The following is a 20,966-nucleotide window of genomic DNA, read 5'->3' as shown; positions in this document are numbered from 1 at the left end:
TGATGAGTCCCGTGAACGCCTGCGTTTCAGGCCTTTATCCGGGGACCAGCCATCGAATGATGTTGTGATGGACGCAGAGAATAATCAGTTCGGCGGTGGAAGTGCCGATGTCGGAAGCCTGCTTAAGGCGACCCGTACCGGATTGGGGCAATCAGTCGAAGACGTTTGCCGTATGCTCCGTATTCGCAAAATCTATATCGAAGCCATTGAAAACAGCGACTATTCGATCTTGCCGAATGGTCCCTATGGTCTTGGCTTTGTAAAGGCATATGCCGAACATCTTGGATTGGACGGGGCAGAAATGACCCGTCGTTTCCGCGAGGAAAGCAATGCGCCTGCGGTTCGCAGCGAATTGTCATTCCCGAAACCGGTTCAGGAAAGCCGTGTGCCCGGTGGGGCGGTGCTGCTGATTGCCGTGATGCTGGGTCTTGGTGCTTATGGCGGATGGTACTATCTGTCGAGCCAGGGCAAAACCATTGCTGATCTGGTTGATCCGTTGCCCGAACGCCTGGCAAGCTATTCGGCAAAGCCGGTTGAGCCGGCTGAACCGCGTAATCTTGAAAACGCAGCCGAGGCACAAGCCGCCGAGGCCGATGTTCCTGCAACAGCACCGGTAACCCCGGAAACGGCGGCGAATGACGCATCTGATGCGCCAGTCACCCCGGTCGTGCCGTCACAGGAAACTGCAACCGCGACAGAAGAACCGGTCGCGGAACCGCAATCGGCACCGGCCGCCGAAGTTGCAGAAGCAACCGAGGCAACCGGCGCATCTGATGCGCCGGCACCGGTTGTGACCGAAGAAGCCGCAGCCACGCCTGAAACGGCGCCTGCGGCGACGCCTGCGCCGGCTGAACAGCAACCTTCTGCTTCGGCATCGACATCGGCACCGGCGGCACCCGCAGCGGAAGTTGCGTCGGTTCCTGCGGCACCGGAAGTCGAAGAAGCGGGCGGTGCCCGTGTGTTCGGGGCGGTCAATGTTGACAGCCGTGTCACGATTTCGGCGGTTGAGACCAGCTGGGTCCGCATCCGCGAGTCAGATGGCAATGTGCTTCTGACCCGTATGCTGACGGCAGGCGATACCTATAAGGTGCCGAATCGTGATGGCCTTAAACTTGAAGTCGGCAATGCCGGTGCGCTGACCTATAGCATCGACGGTGCGGACGCCAAGCCGGTCGGCGATTACGGTGCGGTGATTTCGGACTTTTCGCTTGATGTCGATGATCTGACACAGGCCGATCAGCCGACTGCACAGTAACTTTTCTGCCATCGAACTGGCACGGAACTGTGATCTGATGACGAAGGCGACCCGACGGGTCGCCTTTTTCGTGTCAGATATGCAAAATCTGGCTGAAAATCTGTCAGGCAACGGTTTCTAATCTGTGCCTGATAAGCTATATACACCCCCAAGACATCTTGAACATTCTGGAACACGAAATGAGCGTCCGCCCATATCGCGATATTGAACGCCGCCAAAGCCGCAAAATCCGTGTTGGTAATGTGGAAGTTGGTGGAGACGCGCCGATCTCGGTGCAGTCGATGACCAATACCCTGACCACCGATGTGAACGCGACAGTTGCGCAGATCCATCGTCTGGAAGAAGCGGGTGCGGATATTGTGCGTGTTTCCTGCCCCGATCAGGAATCAACCGCAGCCCTGAAAGACATCATCAAACAGGTGCATGTCCCGATCGTTGCCGACATTCATTTCCATTACAAACGCGCGATCGAGGCCGCCGAAGCCGGTGCTGCATGTCTGCGCATCAATCCGGGCAATATCGGATCAACCGACCGCGTACGCGAAGTCGTCAAGGCGGCCAAGGATCATGGCTGTTCGATGCGCATCGGCGTAAATGCCGGGTCGCTCGAAAAGGAGCTTCTGGAACGGTACGGCGAACCTTGCCCGGAGGCGATGGTCGAAAGTGCGCTTAACCATGCCAAGATCCTTGAAGATCAGGATTTCCGCGAATTCAAGATTTCGGTAAAGGCATCGGACGTGTTCCTTGCGGTTGCCGCCTATTACGGTTTGGCCGAAGCATGCGATTATCCGCTGCATCTTGGCATTACCGAGGCCGGTGGTCTGCGCGGGGGCACGGTAAAATCGTCGATCGGTATGGGCAACCTTCTGTGGGCTGGCATTGGTGATACGCTTCGTGTGTCGCTGTCGGCTGACCCGGTCGAGGAAATCCATGTCGGGTTTGATATTCTGAAATCGCTTGGCCTTCGGACCCGCGGTGTTCAGATCATTTCCTGTCCGTCCTGTGCGCGTCAGGGCTTTAACGTGGTTGAAACCGTGGCAGAACTTGAAAAGCGTCTTGCCCATATCTCGACCCCGATTTCCCTGTCGATTATCGGCTGTATCGTCAATGGCCCGGGCGAAGCCCGCGAAACCGATATCGGTCTGACCGGGGGTGGTGGCGGAAATCACAAGATGTATATTTCCGGCCGTCCCGATCACAATATCAGCACCGAAAAGATGGTCGACCATATCGTCGAACTGGTCGAAGAACGGGCTGCCAAGATCGAAGCCGAAGAAGCAGCAAAACAAACCGCAGCGGAATAGCAACGCTGTATTGATCAATTTTGGCTTTCCGCCGCACCGGCGGAAAGCTATTTTCATGTTCACATGAATTTGTGCAGCTCGGATTTTCGCGCAAATATCTGGAATTCAAGTTAGATCGGAGACCCAAAGTGGCATCGCTTCAACCCGTCCGTGGCACGCACGACCTTCTGCCGGAACAGAACCGTCTGCAGGATTATATCGCGAATACTGCACGCGAAATCGGCGAGTTGTATGGCTACCACCGGATGACCACGCCGATCTTCGAATTTACCGAAGTCTTTGCCAGAACCCTTGGCGATACATCCGATGTCGTGACCAAGGAAATGTATACGTTCGAAGATCGCGGCGGCGAACAGATCACGCTGCGCCCCGAAGGAACCGCGGGTATTGCGCGTGCCTATATTTCCAATGGCATGCAGCAGATGTCCCCGGTCAAGGTCAGCTATTATGGCCCGATGTTCCGGTATGAACGTCCGCAAAAAGGCCGCCAGCGCCAGTTCCACCAGATCGGTGCTGAACTTCTTGGCGTTGAACAGGTCGCAGGCGACATCGAAATGATCGGGTATGGCGCACATATCCTTAAACGCCTTGGCCTTTGGGATGACATCACGCTTGAACTCAATACCCTTGGCGATCCGGAAAGCCGTGCGGCTTATCGCGATGTGCTGGTCGATTACTTCAAGGGCCATTTTGACAAGCTGTCAGAAGACAGCCGCGCGCGTCTGGAAAAGAACCCGCTGCGTATTCTTGACTCCAAGGATGAAGGCGACCGCGAACTGGTGGCCAATGCGCCGCTGTTTTCGGAATATCTGAATGATCACAGCAAGGAATTCTTCAAGGGCCTGACCGAAGGTCTGGGGGATATCGGCATCAGCTATCAGCTGAACCCGCGTCTGGTGCGTGGTCTGGATTACTATTGCCATACCTGTTTCGAGTTCACCACCAACACCCTTGGCGCACAGGGCACCGTGATGGCCGGTGGCCGTTATGACGGCCTGATTTCAACGATGGGTGGTCCGCAGACCGCCGGTGTTGGCTGGGCGGCTGGTGTGGAACGTCTTGCCCTTATGGTGGGCGAAGCCCCGGCCGGTGCGCGACCGGTGGCCCTGATCCCGATGGGGGATGCGGCCGAAGCCAAATGCAGAAGTCTGGCCCAGACTTTGCGCGAAGCCGGTGTAGCTGTCGAGCTTGGCTATTCAGGCAATATGAAAAAGCGTCTTAAGCGCGCGGACAAGGCAAATGCCAGCCGGGCCGTGATCCTTGGTGATGACGAACTGGCCAAAGGTGTCGCCCAGTTGCGCGATCTTGACAGTGGCGAGCAACAGGAAGTCGCACTTGATCAGCTTGCTGATGTGATCGGCAAAAAGTGAGAACAGCGTGACAGACGGACCAACGCATGAGGATGCCGGAGACTGGCCGCTTGATCGCCTGATGGTGATCGGCACCAATCATCGGCGCTCAAGCGAGGATACCCGCGACCGTCTGTTCATCGAAGAAGCCCGCCTGCCACAGTTTCTGGCCGCGATCGAGCAGGCCCGTCTGGGGCAGGCCGTGGTGGTTTCGACCTGTAACCGCACCGAAATCCATTTGCTGGCGTCTGAGGCCGAGCGCGGTCGCGAACGTCTGATCGATCTGATGTCGCTTTGGGCTGATATTGATCGTGATCAGCTGGCAACCGAACTTTATATCCGCGCAGGCCGGGATGCGCTTCGCCACATGTTTGCGGTCGCTGCATCGCTTGACAGTCTGGTGATTGGCGAACCCGAAGTCTTTGGTCAGGTCAAGGATGCGCATCGCATCGCGCGCAAGCATGATCTGGTCGGGCGCGAACTGGAACAGGTTTATCAGACCGCCTATGCGATCGCCAAAAAGGTCCGAAGCCAGACCGGTATCGGACAGGGCGCGGTTTCGATTGCCGCAGCGGCCCAGTCGGTTGCCCGTGACCTGCATGGTGATCTTAAGGATTGTACCTTGCTTGTTGCCGGGGCCGGGGATATGGGCGAACTGATTGCCGCATCGCTTGCCGAACGGGGCATCGGACGCATTCTGGTGACCGATCGCCTGACGGCCCGGGCGCGGCTGGTGGCCAGGCGGCTTGATTGCCATTGGTCGGAAATGGACGATCTGGACCGGCTTCTGGCCGAGGCGGATCTGGTTCTGACCGCCGGTGGGTCACGGCGATACATGATTGACAAGGACCGCGCGCTTGCCGCGGTCAAACGCCGCCGGTTCCGACCGGTTCTGATGATTGATACCGCCGTTCCGGGCGATATCGATCCGCAGGTCGATGAAATTGACGAAGTGTTCTTTTACCGGATCGAGGATCTGGAAAAGATCGCTGCCGAAGGACGCGGCGGGCGCGAGGAAAAGGCAGACGAAGCCTGGGCGCTGATTGAAACCGAGCTTGACGGTTTCGTCCGGGATCGTGCGCAACGGGCGGCTGTTCCGGCCATTGCCGATTTGCGCAAACGGTTCGAGGCCGTCCGCGAAGATGCACTGCGTGAAAGCCACGGGGATGCGGAAAAGGCAACCAGACTTCTGGTCAATCGTCTTTTGCATGCACCGACCCAGGCCCTGAAAGATTTGGCGACGACAACAGACGGTGTTGGCACCGTGGAATGGGTCAAGGCCCAGAAATTGTTGGCGCGCCTGTTTGAACTTGAAGACAAACCGGTCGACACGGCAAAAAGCCCGACCGATCCGAAGCAGGAGAATGAAGAGTGAGTCTCGACCTTGGTAAACTTGATGGTGTTGTGCGCCGGTTTGACGAACTCAACGCGCTTCTTTCAAGCGGCGAGCTTGATGGCGAAGGCTTTGCCAAAATGTCGCGCGAACATGCCGAACTGGCCCCGGTGGTCGAGGCGATCGAGGCCTATAAACGCCTATTGAGCGACCTTGAAGAAGCCGAAGAAATCCTGGCTGACCCGTCCGGCGATCGCGACATGCGTGAAATGGCAGAAACCGAGAAATACGAAATTCTTGAAAAACTGCCCGAAGCCGAACGCCAGATGAAGCTGATGCTGATCCCCAAGGACAGCGCAGATACCAAAAACGCCATTCTTGAAATTCGTGCCGGCACCGGCGGCGAGGAAGCCGCCCTGTTTGCCGCCGATCTGTATCGCATGTATCAGCGTTACGCCGAAGGCCGCGGCTGGAAGTTCGAACAGATGGATGCCAGCGAAAACGACCTTGGCGGTTACAAGGAAGTCATCGTCAACGTGTCGGGCACGGACGTGTTTGCGCGTCTGAAATTTGAAAGTGGCGTGCACCGTGTGCAGCGTGTCCCGGTGACAGAAGGCGGCGGCCGCATTCATACGTCTGCGGCAACCGTTGCGGTGCTGCCCGAGGCCGAAGAAGTCGATATCCGCATTGATCCCAAGGATCTGCGTATTGATACATACCGTTCGCAAGGGGCCGGTGGTCAGCACGTCAACACAACCGATAGTGCGGTGCGCATCACCCATATCCCGACCGGTGTTGTCGCCGCCAGCCAGGAAGCAAAGTCCCAGCACAAGAACAAGGAAAAGGCGATGAAGATGCTGCTTTCGCGCCTGTATGATCAGGAACGTGAAAGCAAGGACAGCGCGCGTGCAGCTGACCGTAAATCGCAGGTCGGTTCAGGCGATCGTTCCGAGCGTATCCGCACCTATAACTTCCCGCAGGGGCGTGTATCGGATCACCGCATCAACCTGACCCTGTATCGTCTGGATGATTTCATTGCCGGTGGCCCGGCCGTCGATGAAATGATCGATGCCCTGATTGCCGAAGAACAGGCACAGAAACTGGCCGAGATCGAAGGGTAAGCATGTCCGCAACACTCGGCACATTGATGGCAGAAGGGGTCGCCGCCCTGAATGAGGCGGGCATTGAAAATGCCCGGATGGATGTGCGCATCTTGCTTGCACGTGCGGCCGGTGTTGATGGAGGGCGGATTTCGGCATGGCCCGAAGACGAAGTCGCGGCTGACAAGGAAGCACTGTTTCGTGACATGATTGCGCGGCGCAGCGGCCATGAACCGGTCGGGCGGATTTTGGGTGAACGCGATTTCTGGCGTCATACTTTCAAGCTGGCCCCCGAAACGCTTGAACCGCGCCCCGATAGCGAAACCCTTGTTGAATGGGCGATTGATTTCCTTGAAGACAATGATGCGCCGCGCATTGTCGATTTTGGTACCGGCACCGGGTGTTTGTTGCTTTCGACCATTGGTGATCTGCCCGGATCAAGCGGTATCGGTCTTGATATCAGCGAAGGTGCGGTTGCCTGTGCACGGGAAAATGCCCGCGCCCTTGATCTGGACGGGCAGGTGGAATTCCGGGTCTCGGATTGGGATAGTGCCCTTGATGATCGCGAACGTGCGGACGGGTTTGATCTTGTGATGTCCAACCCGCCCTATATCACCCGGGACGAGATGGAAACACTGTCACCGGAAGTTCAGAAATTTGATCCGCGCATTGCCCTGACCGATGAAGGGGACGGGCTGGCGGCCTATCGGGTGCTGTCGCAGGTTGCCTTTGATCTGGCAAAGCCGGGTGGCTTCGTGATTTTCGAGATCGGCCGCGGTCAGGAAAAAGACGTTGGCCAGTTGCTGGTCGAAGCCGGTTTTGTCGGGGTGGAATATCGCGAAGACCTTGGCGGTATTGTGCGCTGTGTCGCGGCAAAGAAAACGCGCTGTTCTGTTGGTCGTTGCGTAATCTGAGTTTTGCGTCCCTGTGATGTAAAAAAAGCGATTGGCAGTGAAAAAAACAGTTGGAATAACAGATCAAGCCATATAGGTTGGTTTTAACGGGCCGGGTGCCCGACGCGCTTATGAGAGCGCCGTGTTCCCCAGTAAACAGTTAACAATCTCCGTTCCATTGATGGATCCCGGCAGGTTTGTGTAGGTGCCGTTTTGACCGGTGCTGTTTAGCGGGAAATATGTTTTTCAGACGGAGTGGTTCCGGGGCCTTTGATGCCACCGGATTGTTCTTCAACACCAAAGTCATGTTGATATGAGAAATAACAATAAACGTCCGCGCGGACGGCAACAGTCTAACAAACGTCCAGTAAATCCAAAATTCCAGAATTTTGACAGCAATGGGCCGGACGGCCGTGTTCGCGGCAACGCCCAGCAGGTCTACGAAAAATACGTTTCGCTTGCCAAGGATTGCACTGACGATCCGGTTCTTGCGGAAAACTTCTATCAGCACGCTGAACACTACCACCGCATTCTTCAGGCGGCACAGGAGTGGGAAAACCAGCGTCGCGAAGAACGTGGCGAAAACAATCGTCAGCGCAACAACCGTGGCAACCGTGACGACCGCAACGACGCCCAGTCAAACCAGGGCGACGACCAGCAGGGCGACAACACCGAAAACGCGGAAAACGCGTCCAACGACAGTGTTGCAACCCCGGCGGATGCAGACGGTTCGGCTGGTGAAAACACCGAAACTGCCGCAAGCGACGATGGTGACGACAAGCCGAAACGCGCAACCCGCACCCGTCGGACCGATGGTCGTGCAACCGGTCGCGGTCGCCCGCGCAAAACCGACGATGCCGATGCGTCCGACAAGCCCGCAGCAGCAGATGCCGCTGGGGACGACACCCCGGCTGATGCCGAAACGGCAGAGCAGGGTGACGAAACCGAAAAGAAACCGCGCCGTGCCGCAAGCGGCACCGCCCGCACCCGTGGCCGCCATCCGACAGCACGTCGCGGGCGCAGCCGTGCGGCAGGCCGTGATGACGAAGAAGCCGTTTCTTCCGACGAAGGTACGGAACCGGTTTCGGCCTGATCTGACGGTCACATCATCTCAACATGACAAACACCCCTGTAAGTCAATGACTTGCAGGGGTGTTGTCGTTTCCGATGGAATTTCCGGTCCCGGGTGGCTGTTTAACGCGGTGTAACTGTAAAACAATATATCGGAATATATCGTGCAACCTGAGATTATTATTGGTATCAATTTATAAAAATCACAAATAATTCCGTAAGGTTACTGCCGGTCAAAGAACACAGGTGGTGACCACCGAAAGGCGCGCATAGTCGGGGAGTGGTTGATGGGAACAGGTCTGTTTCGGGTCATCATGGTGCTGTTATGGGCACTTGGCGGGATGGTCATCGCCCTTGGTTTGTTTAATGGTGACTATGAACTGGCCCTGCTTGGCGGGGTATGTTTTATCATCCCGATGTTCCTGCCGCTGATTGTGATTGCCATCAACCGGTCGCGACCGGCTTCTTCGAAGTCCAAGAAAACCCTGTCACCGGCCCAGCAGGCCAAAATCAAGGCCGAAGGACAATGGGCCAAGCGCGAAGACCTGACGGCCCGCAAGCTTCTTGAAAACAATCCGCCACTTGTTCTGGGGCGCTGGGGGGATGAAAAACGCCTGGTCGGGGCGTCGGGTTTGAAACGTGTCATCACCTTTGCCACGTCACCTGACGAATATTACCGGTCCTCAGCCGAACCCAATGCGTTGCTTCATACCGGCAATCTGTTTGTCTATGAACGGGTCGGCAGCATCTATCGGGCGGTTCATGATCGCCGTGCAAAAATGGGCCAGAAGCTGATCGTGCTGGATCCGCACGGACAAAGCGGGGCTGAAACCCATCAATTCAATCCGTTTGATTTTATCCGTCAGCAGGGCGAAGGGTTGATTACCGATACCGGGCTGATCGCCGATACCCTGTTGGCGCCGATGTTTGTCCAGGAACTTGACGAACAGGAAGTGCGAACTGCGCGCACACTGTTGCAGGGATTCATCGTTCATACCATTCAGAAAAGTCTTAAGGAAAACAGGAATTTGGGCGAAGTCCGCCGCAACCTGATCATGCCTTCTCACCGGTTCTACAAGATCCTTGAAGAATTGATGGGAATTGAATCCGCCGATGGGCGGATTTCCGAAGTCGCCCTGAATATCCTGGATATGACCGAAGATCAGCGCATGAAGATCATCGAGGCCTGCCGCAATGCGACGGCGGAATTCGATCATCCGCAAATCTCGCGCCTGGTCAGCAGCAGCAGCTTCACCATCGATGATATCGTATCGGGCGGCGTTTCGATTTTTGTCATCGGGCAACTGGCCGGGGAAACCCCGGATGTTCAGCCTTCCTTCAGCCGTGTGATGCTGGCCGGGATAATGAACCTGATCAATCAGCGCGGCTGGAAGTCGGGGGACCCAGAATTCCTGATTCTGCTGGACGGGGTGGAACGGGTCGGGCGCATGCCGTTGTTTGAACGGCTTCTTGGCGGCGGATATGGTGATGGCATGGTGGTCTGGCCCGGATTTAGCGGTGTCAGCGGCCTGATGGATGTGTGCCTGAACTGGGAAAACGTTGTCGGGCGGGTTGATGCCATTTCGGTGCTTAGCCAGGAAGGGGCGTTCAACCTTGACTGGGTGTCGGGGCTGACGGCGATGTCACGCTTTGACGATACCGGTGGCGGGGCCGATACCACACGCCCGGTGCATTTGCGCCCGCAAGACAACCAGCCGATCCTCAGATCAGCCGAAGTCGCACGGTTCCCGAAGGAAGAACAAATCCTGTTTCGCAAGGGATGCCCACCGATCCGGGCCTGGCGACTTGACTGGCATCATGATGAAATGTTTGCCGGCATGGCTGTTCACGCCCCGACATTCAATCCGGAAAGCTAGAAACGCTATTCGGGGGGCGGCGATCATCTATGAACGACATCCTGCCGGTTTTGGGTGAACCACCGGCAGGATCGAAATTTCGGGAATGTTTTGATCAGTTGATCGTGATCGCATCACCCGGGGTGATGGTCACATCGTCAAGGGCCTCAACATAGACACCCATATAAAGATGGTTCACACCCTTGCGCAGCATCAGGGGCACATTGATGTCGGAAACGGCGGTGTCTGGATTGACACTTGTTGCCTTGCACCGGGTGATCGGGTGAATGACCCGGAATGATCCACCATTGATCTTGATGATCTGGCCTTCTTCCCATTCCAGTTCTTTCCACGGATCAAGTCCGTCAATCAGCAAATTGCCACGGAACCGCATCGGATCGACTTCGCCCTGGACGATACGGGTGGCGAAATCGCGGATGGATGCCAGATTGAGAACCGAAATATAGGGTTCGCGCATATCGCCAAATTGGGTTTCAGGTGCGGAATAGATTTTCGGCGTGCCAGCGACATCGTTTTTCAGAAACGCCTTGAGAAAATCCTCAATCACGGTGCGGCCCATGGCATCGTCAAGCTTGCCCTTGCAGATTGCCCGGCCATTTCGCAAAACCGTCAATGTCGCGGTGTCCTGATCATATTCGGTGCCAAGTTCGGCCAGCTTGGGGGTGTTGACCAGTTGCAGGAAGTTGCTTTTGCGCGCCCACTCCCGCACACCGTCTTGTCCCAGCGATGACTGGGTGGCGACGACAAACCGGCGATCATCGGCAAGCATTTTATGCGCCGTGATTTTGGCGTCTGGCATATCGATGCCGCGCATTCCCTTGACCGGGTATCGTTTGATGGCTTTGAGCTCGACCGTCATGGTGTGTCTTCCTGTATGGCGCTTTGGCATGGTATCGGTTCGGGGCGGAATACATGCCGTAAACGGTGACGTTAATTCGTTGTTTTGCCAAGAGCAACCCCAACATTCATACATGTTTCAGGGCAGTCCGGGCGTCTCTGGAATAATGACAGAATTCCGTGTTGCGGCGCACAAATAATTCTTGCAACTTTTGTAGGGGTATATGGTTGCAAACAGGCTAGACTGAGACATATCAATGTTGTCGCTGTTGAAATAATCTATAATTTTAGAATTCGGCAATGACGCCAAGGCCGTGGATGCTTCAAAGAAGGTCCACATCGTATGGATACTGTTGACTCAAGGAGTGGCAGGAATGGAATTCGAAAAGTTTACGGACCGGTCCAAAGGATTTCTGCAGTCTGCGCAATCGCTTGCGCTGCGTGAAAACCACCAGCAATTTGTACCGATCCATCTTCTGAAAGTGCTGCTGGATGACGAAGAAGGTCTGGCAGCCAATCTGATCAAGGCAGCAGGCGGCAAGCCGAAACTTGCCCAGGAACGCTGTGCGCAGGAACTGGCAAAATTGCCAAAGGTTTCCGGCGGCAATGGTCAGATTTACCTTTCGTCGGAATTTGCCCGTCTGATTGATCAGGCACAGGAAGTCGCCAAAAAGGCTGGTGACAGCTATGTCACGGCTGAACGGCTGTTGCTGACCATCGCACTTGATCCGAAATCGACCGCGGGCAAGGTTCTGGCGGATGCCGGTGTAACCGCACAGGGCCTTAACGGGGCGATCAATGACATCCGCAAGGGCCGCACGGCAGACAGTGCGGGCGCGGAAAATCAGTATGATGCCCTTAAGAAATATGCCCGTGACCTGACCGAGGCGGCGCGCGAAGGCAAACTTGATCCGGTCATTGGCCGTGACGAGGAAATCCGTCGTGCCGTTCAAGTCCTGTCGCGCCGGACCAAAAACAACCCGGTAATGATCGGTGAACCCGGTGTCGGTAAAACCGCGATTGCCGAAGGTCTGGCATTGCGCATCGTCAAGGGTGACGTGCCCGAAACGCTCAAGGACAAGAAACTTCTGTCGCTTGATCTTGGGGCATTGATTGCCGGTGCCAAGTTCCGCGGCGAGTTCGAGGAACGCCTCAAAGCGGTCTTGAGCGAAATTGAATCAGAAGCCGGTCAGATCATTCTGTTCATTGACGAGCTGCACACCCTTGTCGGGGCGGGCAAGGCAGAAGGTTCGATGGATGCATCCAACCTTCTGAAGCCGGCACTGGCGCGCGGTGAGCTGCACTGCGTTGGTGCGACCACGTTGGACGAATATCGTCAGCATATCGAAAAGGATGCTGCACTGGCCCGGCGTTTCCAGCCGGTCTTTGTATCCGAACCATCGGTTGCCGACACGGTATCGATCCTGCGCGGCATCAAGGACAAATACGAACTCCATCACGGGGTCCGGATTGCCGATACCGCACTGGTGGCCGCCGCAACGCTTTCGAACCGCTATATCACGGATCGTTTCCTGCCCGACAAGGCGATCGATCTGATGGATGAGGCATCATCACGTCTTCGGATGGAACTTGATTCCAAGCCCGAGGAAATCGACGAGCTTGATCGCCGTATCATTCAGCTCAAGATCGAACGCGAGGCCCTGAAAAAAGAACAGGACAGCGCGTCACAGGATCGTCTTGGCCGTCTGGAAAAGGAACTGGCCGAACTGGAAGGCAAGTCGGCCGAACTGACCGCGAAATGGGAAGCCCAGAAAAAAGAACTGGCGGCATCAACCCATATCAAGGAACAGCTTGACCAGGCGCGCGGTGAACTTGAACGTGCAATGCGTGATGGCAAACTCGACCGTGCCGGACAGCTTCAATACGAAGAAATCCCGGCCCTGATGGCATTGCTTGAAAAAGCCGAAAACGACCCGTCGCGCGGCATCAAGGAAGAAGCGGTAACCGAAAAGCATATCGCATCGGTGGTATCGCGCTGGACCGGTATTCCGGTGGACAAGATGCTTGAAGGTGAACGTGAAAAACTTCTGGAAATGGAAGACACGTTGCGCAAGCGGGTTGTTGGTCAGGATGACGCCGTGCGGTCGATATCGAACGCGGTGCGCCGTGCCCGTGCCGGGCTTCAGGATCCAAACCGACCGATTGGTTCGTTCCTGTTCCTTGGCCCCACCGGGGTTGGTAAAACCGAACTGACCAAGGCGCTGGCACAGTTTCTGTTTGATGATGAACAGGCCATGGTGCGGATTGATATGTCCGAATTCATGGAAAAACATGCCGTCGCGCGTCTGATCGGTGCGCCCCCGGGCTATGTCGGTTACGAAGAAGGCGGTTCCCTGACCGAAGCGGTACGGCGGCGTCCGTATCAGGTGGTGCTGTTTGACGAAGTCGAAAAGGCACATCCCGATGTGTTCAACGTCCTGCTTCAGGTTCTTGACGAAGGTCGTCTGACCGACGGGCAGGGCCGGGTTGTCGATTTCCGCAATACGCTGATCATTCTGACCTCGAACCTGGGCGGTGAAATTCTTGCCAACCAGCAACCGGGTCATGACAGCGGCGAAGTCCGCAATCAGGTCATGGAAATTGTCCGGGCATCGTTCCGTCCGGAATTCCTCAACCGTCTGGATGAAACCATCCTGTTCCATCGTCTGGCCCGCGAACAGATGGGCAAGATCGTTGAAATCCAGCTTGGCCGTCTTGAGAAGCTGCTGTTTGATCGCAAGATCGATCTCAAGCTTGATGATGCTGCCAAGGATTGGCTGGCAGAAAAAGGGTATGACCCGATTTACGGTGCGCGCCCGCTTAAACGCGTCATTCAGCGTTATCTGCAAAACCCGCTGGCGATGCAGATCCTTGAAGGCGCGATCAAGGATGGCGATACCGTGCCGGTCTCGACCGAAGGAAGCGATCTTTTGCTGAATGGCAAAAAGGTCGAGGTGGTTGAATAACCCCGCCTGACATTACAAATGCAAAACCCCGGCATATGTCCGGGGTTTTGTCTTTTTCGGGTCATGATTACCCGGCACTATCGGTTTGCGATAAGATAGACAGATCAGACAACACACAACCACGTAAATGACCGGGACATCACATGCAGTCAAAACCGTCTTCATCCATGCAGCGCCTTGGCGCGATCGCACTTGGTGCGCTTGTTCTTTCAACCGGGATGTCCCAGCCATCTGTGGCGCAATCCTTTTTTGACAAGGCAAAGCAAACGCTTGGCGATGCGTTGAATTCATCGGGATCAGGCAGTTCGTCAGATGCCACGAGTGCGGCGGTTTCGGCCCTGTCGTCGGATACGGTGGAGCAGGGCCTTAAACAGGCGCTTGATATGGGGGTTGATCTTGTTACCAGTCAGCTTGGCGCGACCGATGGCTTCAATGCCGACCCGGTGGCCCATATCCCGCTTCCTGAAAGTGTCAAATCGGCCCAGAAACTTTTGAGTGCCGCCGGGCTTGGCAGCTATGCCGACGAGATCGAGCTGCGCATGAACCGGGCGGCCGAACAAACCATGAGCGATGCGGGTGATATCCTGGTCAATGCGGTCAAACAGATGACGGTTGCCGATGCCAAGGGCATCCTTGAAGGGCCGGATGACGCTGCAACCAGTTATCTGCGTCGTGTTGCCGGATCCGACATCGAAGGGCGCTTGCGCCCGGTTATTACCGATGCGCTGGCAGATACCGGTGCCCTGTCGCTTTATGATCAGATGGTCGGGCAATATGACACATTGCCGTTCGTCCCCGATCTCAAGGCGTCACTGACCGATCATGCGACGGAAAAGGCAATGGACGGTCTGTTCCATTACATCGCGCTTCAGGAAGCAGACATTCGTTCCGATCCGACCCGCTGGACGACAGATATCCTCAAAAAGGTTTTCTCGGCCGCGCAATAGGGGCCTTGGAGCCGGGGCCGTGGATGCGAAACGACCGGCTTTGATCAGCGGTATTGTTCGGGAAGGTCTTCCCAGCGGTCACGCATGTCGGCAAGGGTTTCGTCGGGAACCTGATGGATGCTGCCGAATTTGCCGTGGCATTCGACGATCAGAAGTTTGATATCAAGCTGTTCGGCCATGTCGATATAGGCCTTCATTTCCCAGAACCGGGTAAAGGTGTTGGAGACGATGACATTCCTGCCATCTGTCAGGGCCTCGCGACATTTGGCTTCGCATTTGGCGTGGGTGTGACGAAGCCGGCGGATGTCAAATTCATAGAAGCCCTGACGGTCGACCATGAACATGTCGGCTTCCAGATGTAGCGCGCCGGTTGCCGATGCCAGATGCACGGCCAATGTTGATTTCCCTGATCCGGGAAGACCCCGGATCAGGGTTAGTGTTTGAAGCTTTCCGTCTTTGACGCCAGGCATTTTGACAGTTACTGGCCTTTGCGCTTGCGCTGATAAAGGCCATCAAGCTGTTTGCCATAAGCCTCGCGGATTTTATGGCGACGGATTTTCATCGACGGCGTCAGCATTTCGTTATCGATGCTGAACGGAGCTTCGGCAAACATGAAGCTGCGGACCTTTTCAATCGTCGACAGGCGTTTGTTGACGCGATCAATGGCGTCACGGATGGCTTTGCGGAAATCTTCGTTTTTCGCCAGCACATCGATATTGTTTTCAATCGAATTGTCGCGGGCGAATTCGCGCATGAAGTCTTCTTCCGGCCAGACAACCGCCACCAGATAGGGCAAGGCATCGCCATATACCATGGCCTGCGAGATTTCGGTTTCAAGCGTCATCAGACCTTCGATCCGCTGGGGTGAAATATTGTCCCCGCCGGAATTGACGATGATGTCCTTTTTGCGATCGGTGATGATCAGGCTGCCTTCTTCGTCAAACATGCCGATATCGCCGGTATGAAGCCAGCCATCAACAATGGTTGCTGCCGTCACATCGGGCAGGTTCCAGTAGCCTTTCATCATGCTTTCGCCGCGCAGAAGGATTTCGCCATCCGGGGCAATCTGTACCTCTGCGCCGACCATGGGCGGACCAACGGTGCGCAGTTTGTTGTTTTCGGCACGGTTACACGAAACAACCGGGGCGAATTCGGTCTGGCCATATCCCTGCAAAATGCGGATACCGCACGATACAAACAGAACACCCAGTTCATAGTTCAGCGGCCCGCCGCCCGATACCATGGCCTTGATGCGGCCACCGAAACGTTGGCGCAACTTGCGCCGCAACAGCAATTCACATGCAAGGTTCTGAAGCTTTTCCACAAATGTCAGGCGCTGCTTTTCGTAATTCTTGCGCCCAAGGCGGAGTGTCAGTTCAAACAGCTTCTGTTTGATGCCGCCTTCTTTTTCGACCATGCGGCTCATGCGCTGATAAAGCATCTCATAAAGACGCGGCACCGCGGTCATGATGGTCGGGCGGACTTCGGCAAGATTGGCCGCAAGCTTATCAAGGCTTTCGGCGTAATAGATCTGCGCGCCGATACTCATCGGGAAATAAAGCCCGGCTGTATGTTCGTAGGAATGCGACAGCGGCAGGAATGACAGGAAGATTTCATCTTCGATGCCAAGGGTATCAATGATGTCGAACGCCCCCATGCAGTTCGACAGGATTGCCCCGTGGGCAAGCATCACACCCTTGGGCGAACCGCCGGTCCCTGACGTATAGATCAGGCAGGCCAGATCATCGCGCTTGATCCCGTTGACCCAGCTGTCGATATCATGCGCAAGACCGCGGCCCTTGGCAATCAGGTCATCCCACCGTGAAATGGTGATATCGCCAACAAAGCTCTGTCCCCATTCTTCCATCATGATGGCATGACGGCAGCGCCCGCTATCAAGGGCGGCATGCAGGAAGGGCTGGGCGAGTTTCTTGGTCGATATGATGGCAACGGCCGCACCACTGTCTTCGATCGCGTGCAAATGATCGCGTTCGGTATTGGTGGTATAGGCCGGGACAGTCATTGCGCCCACGCACATGATGGCAAGATCGGCAATCCCCCATTCCGTGCGGTTTTCCGACACCAGCAAAACCCGGTCCCCCGGACGCACACCGATATCATAAAGCGCACGGGCAAGGGCGCGGACCTGATCGGCCGCCTCAAGCCAGGTGGTGGGGACAAATTCATTGGTTTCGCTGTTTTTGGTCCAAAGAAACGGTGCGTCACCATATTTCTTGGCCTGTGCGAAAAACATCGAGGGCAAGTTTTGCCAGTCGGCATAATCCTGCAAGCTCGTCATGACATTTCCTTGCCTTGTTATCTTTTCCCGTGGTCGGCAATCTTCGGGTTGCCCTGAACTGGTTGTTCTCTTCAAATCGTTCAGATCGCGCAAGATGCAAGCTGGACCAATTTAAATGAACGTTCCAAGACAATTTTGTTATCAGGGATTGCATCGTTTGGCAGCCTGAAAATGACGAAATTTGCGTCTGCCGGAATGCTTTTCACAAAGAACATTGAATTTTCGGGAAATTTTTCACGCAATCGTGCCGACGATGACGTGATCTGAACACATTGTCGGGCCATCTTTATGACGGTTTGCTGTTGTTCGGATCGACGGTAACGATATGATCGGTTGGATCGCCCGGAAATCGATCCGCATTCAGGGCTGGTGATATGGCATCAAGCAGCTATATATCGGTATCGGGATGTGACTGCGCGGCATGCGGATCATGACGGCGCAGAACGGGGCGAAAGCAAGAGATTAGTCTGGAGGACAAATGAACGCGATCAACAAGAATTTGCCGACCTGGGATCTGACGGATCTCTATAACGATCCAAAAGACCCCGCTATCCGGCGCGATCTTGATGATGCAAAAAATCGCAGTCAGGCGTTCCAAAAAAGCTATCAGGGCAAATTGAACGATCTGTCGGGCGACGAACTGGCAGGTGCGATTGCCGAATATGAAGCCATCAGCGAGATTTGCGGTAAAATCGGCTCCTTTGCACAGCTGCTTTATGCCGGTGACAGTGCCGATCCCGCAATTGGTCAGTTCTATCAGTCCGTTCAGGAAGAAATGACGGCGATTTCAAGCCTGTCGCTGTTCTTCGGGCTTGAGCTGAACCGGATCGAAGATGATGCGCTTGAAGCGAAATATGCCGAAAGTGCCGATCTGCGCCGGTATCGCCCGTGGCTGAATGAAAACCGGGCCTTCCGCCCGCACCAACTGTCTGACGAAGTCGAACAGGTTCTTCATGAACGCCGTGTCGCCGGATCAAGCGCCTGGGTGCGCCTGTTTGATCAGACCATGGCTGATCTGCGCTTCCCGATTGATGGCAATGAGCTGACCATGTCGGACGCATCAAACATGCTGTCCTCGACCAAGGTGGAAGATCGCAAAAAGGCTGCCAAGGCAATTGGCGATGTTCTGGGCAAGAATATCAAGCTTCTGGCGCATATCACCAACACCCTTGCCAAGGACAAGGAGATTGATGATCGCCTGCGCAAATTTGCCACCCCGGTATCATCGCGCAACCTGTCCAACCAGGTCGAAGACGAAGTGGTTGATGCGCTTAATACCGCCGTTAAAAACAGCCATGCCGATCTGTCGCACCGTTATTATCGCCTGAAGGCAAAATGGTTCGGTGTCGATCAGCTTGATTACTGGGACCGTAACGCGCCGCTTCCTGATGACGATGACCGTCAGATCGATTGGGAAACCGCACGGTCGACCGTGCTTAAGGCTTATGGTGAATTTTCACCGGAACTGGCCGCGGTTGGGCAGAAATTCTTTGATAATCCATGGATCGATGTGCCGCCGCGTGCCGGTAAATCATCGGGTGCCTTTGCCCATCCGACCGTACCGTCAGCCCATCCCTATTTGCTGCTGAACTATCACGGCAAAACGCGTGATGTGATGACCCTTGCCCATGAACTGGGCCATGGTGTGCATCAGGTTCTGGCCGGTGAACATGGCTATTTCCTGTCTGATACGCCGCTGACCCTTGCGGAAACAGCATCGGTATTTGGCGAAATGCTGACTTTCCAGTCGATGCTGCGCTCGGAAACCGATCCGAAGATGAAACGCATCATGCTGGCCGGCAAGGTTGAGGATATGCTCAACACCGTCGTGCGTCAGATCGCGTTCTTCGAGTTCGAAAAACGCGTCCATGACAAGCGCCGCGAAGGTGAATTGACCGTTGATGAGATCTGCGAGATCTGGCTTGCCGTACAACACGAAAGTCTGGGCGATGCCATCCGGTATGAGGACGAGTACAAATATTACTGGTCCTATATTCCGCACTTCATCCATTCGCCGTTCTATGTGTATGCCTATGCCTTTGGCGATTGCCTTGTGAACTCGCTTTATGATGTTTACGAACACGCCGAAGACGGCTTCCAGCAGAAATATCTTGATATGCTGAAAGCCGGTGGCACCAAACATCACAAGGAACTTCTGGCACCGTTCGGTCTTGATGCATCCGACCCGGCCTTCTGGCAACGGGGTCTGAACATGATCAAACGCATGATCGACGAGCTGGAGGAGCTTTCCTGACATGAATGCAGACGACGATGATTTTACCCCACCTTCCGAAGAAAACAGGTTTGGCGGGCGGGTTCGTCGTTATGCAAGGGTGGGGGCGTCGGCCGGGAAACTGGCCGCACGCCTTGCCACCGGAAAGGTGTTCGGTGGTGAAATTGATCATGCCAAATATGCTGCCGAACTGACCTCGGCCTTGGGCGGGTTGAAAGGCCCGCTTATGAAAGTGGCCCAGATCCTTTCAACCATCCCCGATGCCCTGCCCAAGGAATATACCCAGGCCCTGGCACAGCTTCAGGCCGATGCGCCCAGCATGGGCTGGCTGTTTGTCAAACGCCGGATGCGCAGTGAATTGGGGGCGGGATGGCAATCAAATTTCACTGAATTCAGCCACGATGCGGTGGCCGCAGCATCGCTTGGACAAGTGCATAAGGCAACCCTGCCCGACGGGCGCGAAGTGGCCTGCAAGCTGCAATATCCCGACATGTCGGCAACGGTTGAGGCCGATCTTAAGCAGCTTCGCGCCGCCTTTGCGATCTATAAGCGCTATGACAGTGCGATCGATGCCGAAAATATCCAGAACGAACTGACGGCACGCCTGCGCGAAGAGCTTGATTACGCCCGCGAAGCCAAACATATGCGCCTTTATGGTCACATGTTGGCCGGTGAAAATACCGTGCATGTTCCCGAACCGGTGGACGGGCTGACCACCGGGCGGCTTTTGACCATGACCTGGCAAAACGGGCAGAAGTTCCAGAAGTTCCTTGATAGCAATCCCGACCAGGATGCGCGCAATCAGGTGGCGCTTAACATGTTTCGGGCCTGGTATGTGCCATTTTACCGTTATGGCGTCATTCATGGTGACCCGCATTTGGGCAATTACACATTGCGTGATGACCTGTCGGTCAATCTTCTGGATTTTGGCTGCATCCGTATCTTCAAACCCGATTTCGTCAAGGCGGTGATCACGCTTTATGAAGCCCTTCGTGACGAGGACGAGGAAAAGGCCGTTTCCGCCTATGAAAGCTGGGGCTTTGAGGCGCCGTCACGCGAACTGATTGATGTGCTTAACATCTGGGCCAGCTTTGTTTATGGCCCGATCCTTGATGACCGCGAACGCAAAATGGGCGAAACCAATTCGGTTGCCTATGGCGCCGAAGTCGCCGCCAAGGTCCATCAGGAATTGCGCCGCGTCGGCGGGGTCAAGCCGCCACGTGAATTCGTGCTGGTCGATCGTGCCGCTGTCGGGCTGGGGGCTGTGTTCCTGCGCCTTGATGCGCATGTGAACTGGTATCGTCTGTTCCATGATCTGGTGGGCGATTTTGATGTCTCTGAACTCGAATCCCGTCAGAAAAAGGCCCTTGATCTGATCGGGCTGGAACGCCCGGAAGATTGATAAGTGGCTTATAAGTCATAACGATTCGTGGTTCGAGGTCGCGGAATCGGGGCTGATTTTCGCCAAACAGATCGATGTTTGATCGCATTCGAGACAAAAA

15 protein-coding genes are annotated in these 20,966 nt (G+C 55.4%); 12 read left to right on the top strand and 3 right to left on the bottom strand.

The window, feature by feature from the left end; genetic code table 11:
- The first annotated feature begins 67 nt into the window (after positions 1-67).
- The 8 genes from WA429_RS17110 (at position 68) to WA429_RS17075 (ending at position 10,182) form a co-directional block, all read left to right on the top strand.
- Entirely contained in the window at positions 68-1,255 is a 1,188-nt protein-coding gene (locus WA429_RS17110; RefSeq protein WP_287466295.1) for a helix-turn-helix domain-containing protein, read from the top strand.
- 179 nt (positions 1,256-1,434) lie between these two features.
- Entirely contained in the window at positions 1,435-2,559 is a 1,125-nt protein-coding gene (gene ispG, locus WA429_RS17105) for a flavodoxin-dependent (E)-4-hydroxy-3-methylbut-2-enyl-diphosphate synthase (RefSeq protein WP_068519665.1), read from the top strand.
- 128 nt (positions 2,560-2,687) lie between these two features.
- On the top strand, positions 2,688-3,929 hold the full coding sequence (gene hisS, locus WA429_RS17100) for a histidine--tRNA ligase (RefSeq protein ID WP_068519666.1): 1,242 nt from the start codon (positions 2,688-2,690) through the stop codon (positions 3,927-3,929).
- A 7-nt stretch (positions 3,930-3,936) separates the two neighbouring features.
- Entirely contained in the window at positions 3,937-5,283 is a 1,347-nt protein-coding gene (gene hemA, locus WA429_RS17095; RefSeq protein WP_068519667.1) for a glutamyl-tRNA reductase, read from the top strand.
- Positions 5,280-6,362, top strand: a complete 1,083-nt coding sequence (gene prfA, locus WA429_RS17090; RefSeq protein WP_068519668.1) for a peptide chain release factor 1 — start codon at positions 5,280-5,282, stop codon at positions 6,360-6,362. Before hemA ends, prfA begins: the two co-directional genes overlap by 4 nt.
- A 2-nt stretch (positions 6,363-6,364) precedes the next feature.
- Positions 6,365-7,255 carry a peptide chain release factor N(5)-glutamine methyltransferase gene (gene prmC / locus WA429_RS17085; protein ID WP_068519669.1) on the top strand — a complete coding sequence of 297 codons (891 nt, stop codon included), beginning with the start codon at positions 6,365-6,367 and terminating at the stop codon, positions 7,253-7,255.
- Positions 7,256-7,547: 292 nt separating this feature from the next.
- Positions 7,548-8,327: a DUF4167 domain-containing protein gene (locus WA429_RS17080; RefSeq protein WP_068519670.1), complete on the top strand. Its 780-nt coding sequence runs from the start codon at positions 7,548-7,550 to the stop codon at positions 8,325-8,327.
- 265 nt (positions 8,328-8,592) lie between these two features.
- Positions 8,593-10,182, top strand: a complete 1,590-nt coding sequence (locus WA429_RS17075; RefSeq protein WP_287466296.1) for a type IV secretory system conjugative DNA transfer family protein — start codon at positions 8,593-8,595, stop codon at positions 10,180-10,182.
- Between the two features lie 94 nt (positions 10,183-10,276).
- Here WA429_RS17075 and WA429_RS17070 read toward each other — a convergent pair whose 3' ends face one another.
- Positions 10,277-11,041 carry an MOSC domain-containing protein gene (locus WA429_RS17070; protein WP_287466297.1) on the bottom strand — a complete coding sequence of 255 codons (765 nt, stop codon included), beginning with the start codon at positions 11,039-11,041 and terminating at the stop codon, positions 10,277-10,279.
- A 352-nt stretch (positions 11,042-11,393) separates the two neighbouring features.
- On the opposite strand from WA429_RS17070, the gene clpB reads away from it, so the two are divergent.
- Together clpB and WA429_RS17060 are read left to right on the top strand one after the other, a co-directional pair.
- Positions 11,394-13,985: an ATP-dependent chaperone ClpB gene (clpB, locus tag WA429_RS17065; protein WP_287466298.1), complete on the top strand. Its 2,592-nt coding sequence runs from the start codon at positions 11,394-11,396 to the stop codon at positions 13,983-13,985.
- 143 nt (positions 13,986-14,128) lie between these two features.
- Positions 14,129-14,932, top strand: a complete 804-nt coding sequence (locus tag WA429_RS17060; RefSeq protein ID WP_287466299.1) for a DUF4197 domain-containing protein — start codon at positions 14,129-14,131, stop codon at positions 14,930-14,932.
- Positions 14,933-14,976: 44 nt separating this feature from the next.
- Here the strand turns inward: WA429_RS17060 and WA429_RS17055 are convergent, their stop codons facing one another.
- Positions 14,977-15,402 (bottom strand): ATP-binding protein, encoded by a 426-nt coding sequence (locus tag WA429_RS17055; RefSeq protein WP_287466300.1) that lies wholly within the window; start codon positions 15,400-15,402, stop codon positions 14,977-14,979.
- 8 nt (positions 15,403-15,410) lie between these two features.
- Positions 15,411-17,231, bottom strand: a complete 1,821-nt coding sequence (locus WA429_RS17050) for an AMP-dependent synthetase/ligase (RefSeq protein WP_250282594.1) — start codon at positions 17,229-17,231, stop codon at positions 15,411-15,413.
- Positions 17,232-17,709: 478 nt separating this feature from the next.
- Here WA429_RS17050 and WA429_RS17045 point away from each other — a divergent pair, with 478 nt between their 5' ends.
- Together WA429_RS17045 and WA429_RS17040 are read left to right on the top strand one after the other, a co-directional pair.
- Positions 17,710-19,485, top strand: coding sequence for a M3 family oligoendopeptidase (locus WA429_RS17045; protein ID WP_287466301.1), 1,776 nt, complete (start codon positions 17,710-17,712; stop codon positions 19,483-19,485).
- A gap of 1 nt (position 19,486) precedes the next feature.
- Positions 19,487-20,866 carry an ABC1 kinase family protein gene (locus WA429_RS17040; protein ID WP_250282596.1) on the top strand — a complete coding sequence of 460 codons (1,380 nt, stop codon included), beginning with the start codon at positions 19,487-19,489 and terminating at the stop codon, positions 20,864-20,866.
- The last annotated feature ends 100 nt before the right edge of the window (positions 20,867-20,966 follow it).

It is taken from the genome of Thalassospira sp. CH_XMU1420-2 (genome assembly GCF_037029325.1).
Classification (GTDB): domain Bacteria; phylum Pseudomonadota; class Alphaproteobacteria; order Rhodospirillales; family Thalassospiraceae; genus Thalassospira; species Thalassospira povalilytica.
This window is presented reverse-complemented; position numbering and strand designations above follow the sequence as displayed.

What these genes read in the sequence shown, in the direction of transcription:
- WA429_RS17075 (WP_287466296.1), top strand. Translation starts at nt 8,593, where the DNA reads ATGGGAACAGGTCTGTTTCGGGTCATCATGGTGCTGTTATGGGCACTT.
- WA429_RS17060 (WP_287466299.1), top strand. Translation starts at nt 14,129, where the DNA reads ATGCAGTCAAAACCGTCTTCATCCATGCAGCGCCTTGGCGCGATCGCA.
- WA429_RS17080 (WP_068519670.1), top strand. Translation starts at nt 7,548, where the DNA reads ATGAGAAATAACAATAAACGTCCGCGCGGACGGCAACAGTCTAACAAA.
- WA429_RS17055 (WP_287466300.1), bottom strand. Translation starts at nt 15,402, where the DNA reads ATGCCTGGCGTCAAAGACGGAAAGCTTCAAACACTAACCCTGATCCGG.
- WA429_RS17040 (WP_250282596.1), top strand. Translation starts at nt 19,487, where the DNA reads ATGAATGCAGACGACGATGATTTTACCCCACCTTCCGAAGAAAACAGG.
- WA429_RS17110 (WP_287466295.1), top strand. Translation starts at nt 68, where the DNA reads ATGGACGCAGAGAATAATCAGTTCGGCGGTGGAAGTGCCGATGTCGGA.
- WA429_RS17045 (WP_287466301.1), top strand. Translation starts at nt 17,710, where the DNA reads ATGAACGCGATCAACAAGAATTTGCCGACCTGGGATCTGACGGATCTC.
- clpB (WP_287466298.1), top strand. Translation starts at nt 11,394, where the DNA reads ATGGAATTCGAAAAGTTTACGGACCGGTCCAAAGGATTTCTGCAGTCT.
- prmC (WP_068519669.1), top strand. Translation starts at nt 6,365, where the DNA reads ATGTCCGCAACACTCGGCACATTGATGGCAGAAGGGGTCGCCGCCCTG.
- WA429_RS17070 (WP_287466297.1), bottom strand. Translation starts at nt 11,041, where the DNA reads ATGACGGTCGAGCTCAAAGCCATCAAACGATACCCGGTCAAGGGAATG.
- WA429_RS17050 (WP_250282594.1), bottom strand. Translation starts at nt 17,231, where the DNA reads ATGACGAGCTTGCAGGATTATGCCGACTGGCAAAACTTGCCCTCGATG.
- ispG (WP_068519665.1), top strand. Translation starts at nt 1,435, where the DNA reads ATGAGCGTCCGCCCATATCGCGATATTGAACGCCGCCAAAGCCGCAAA.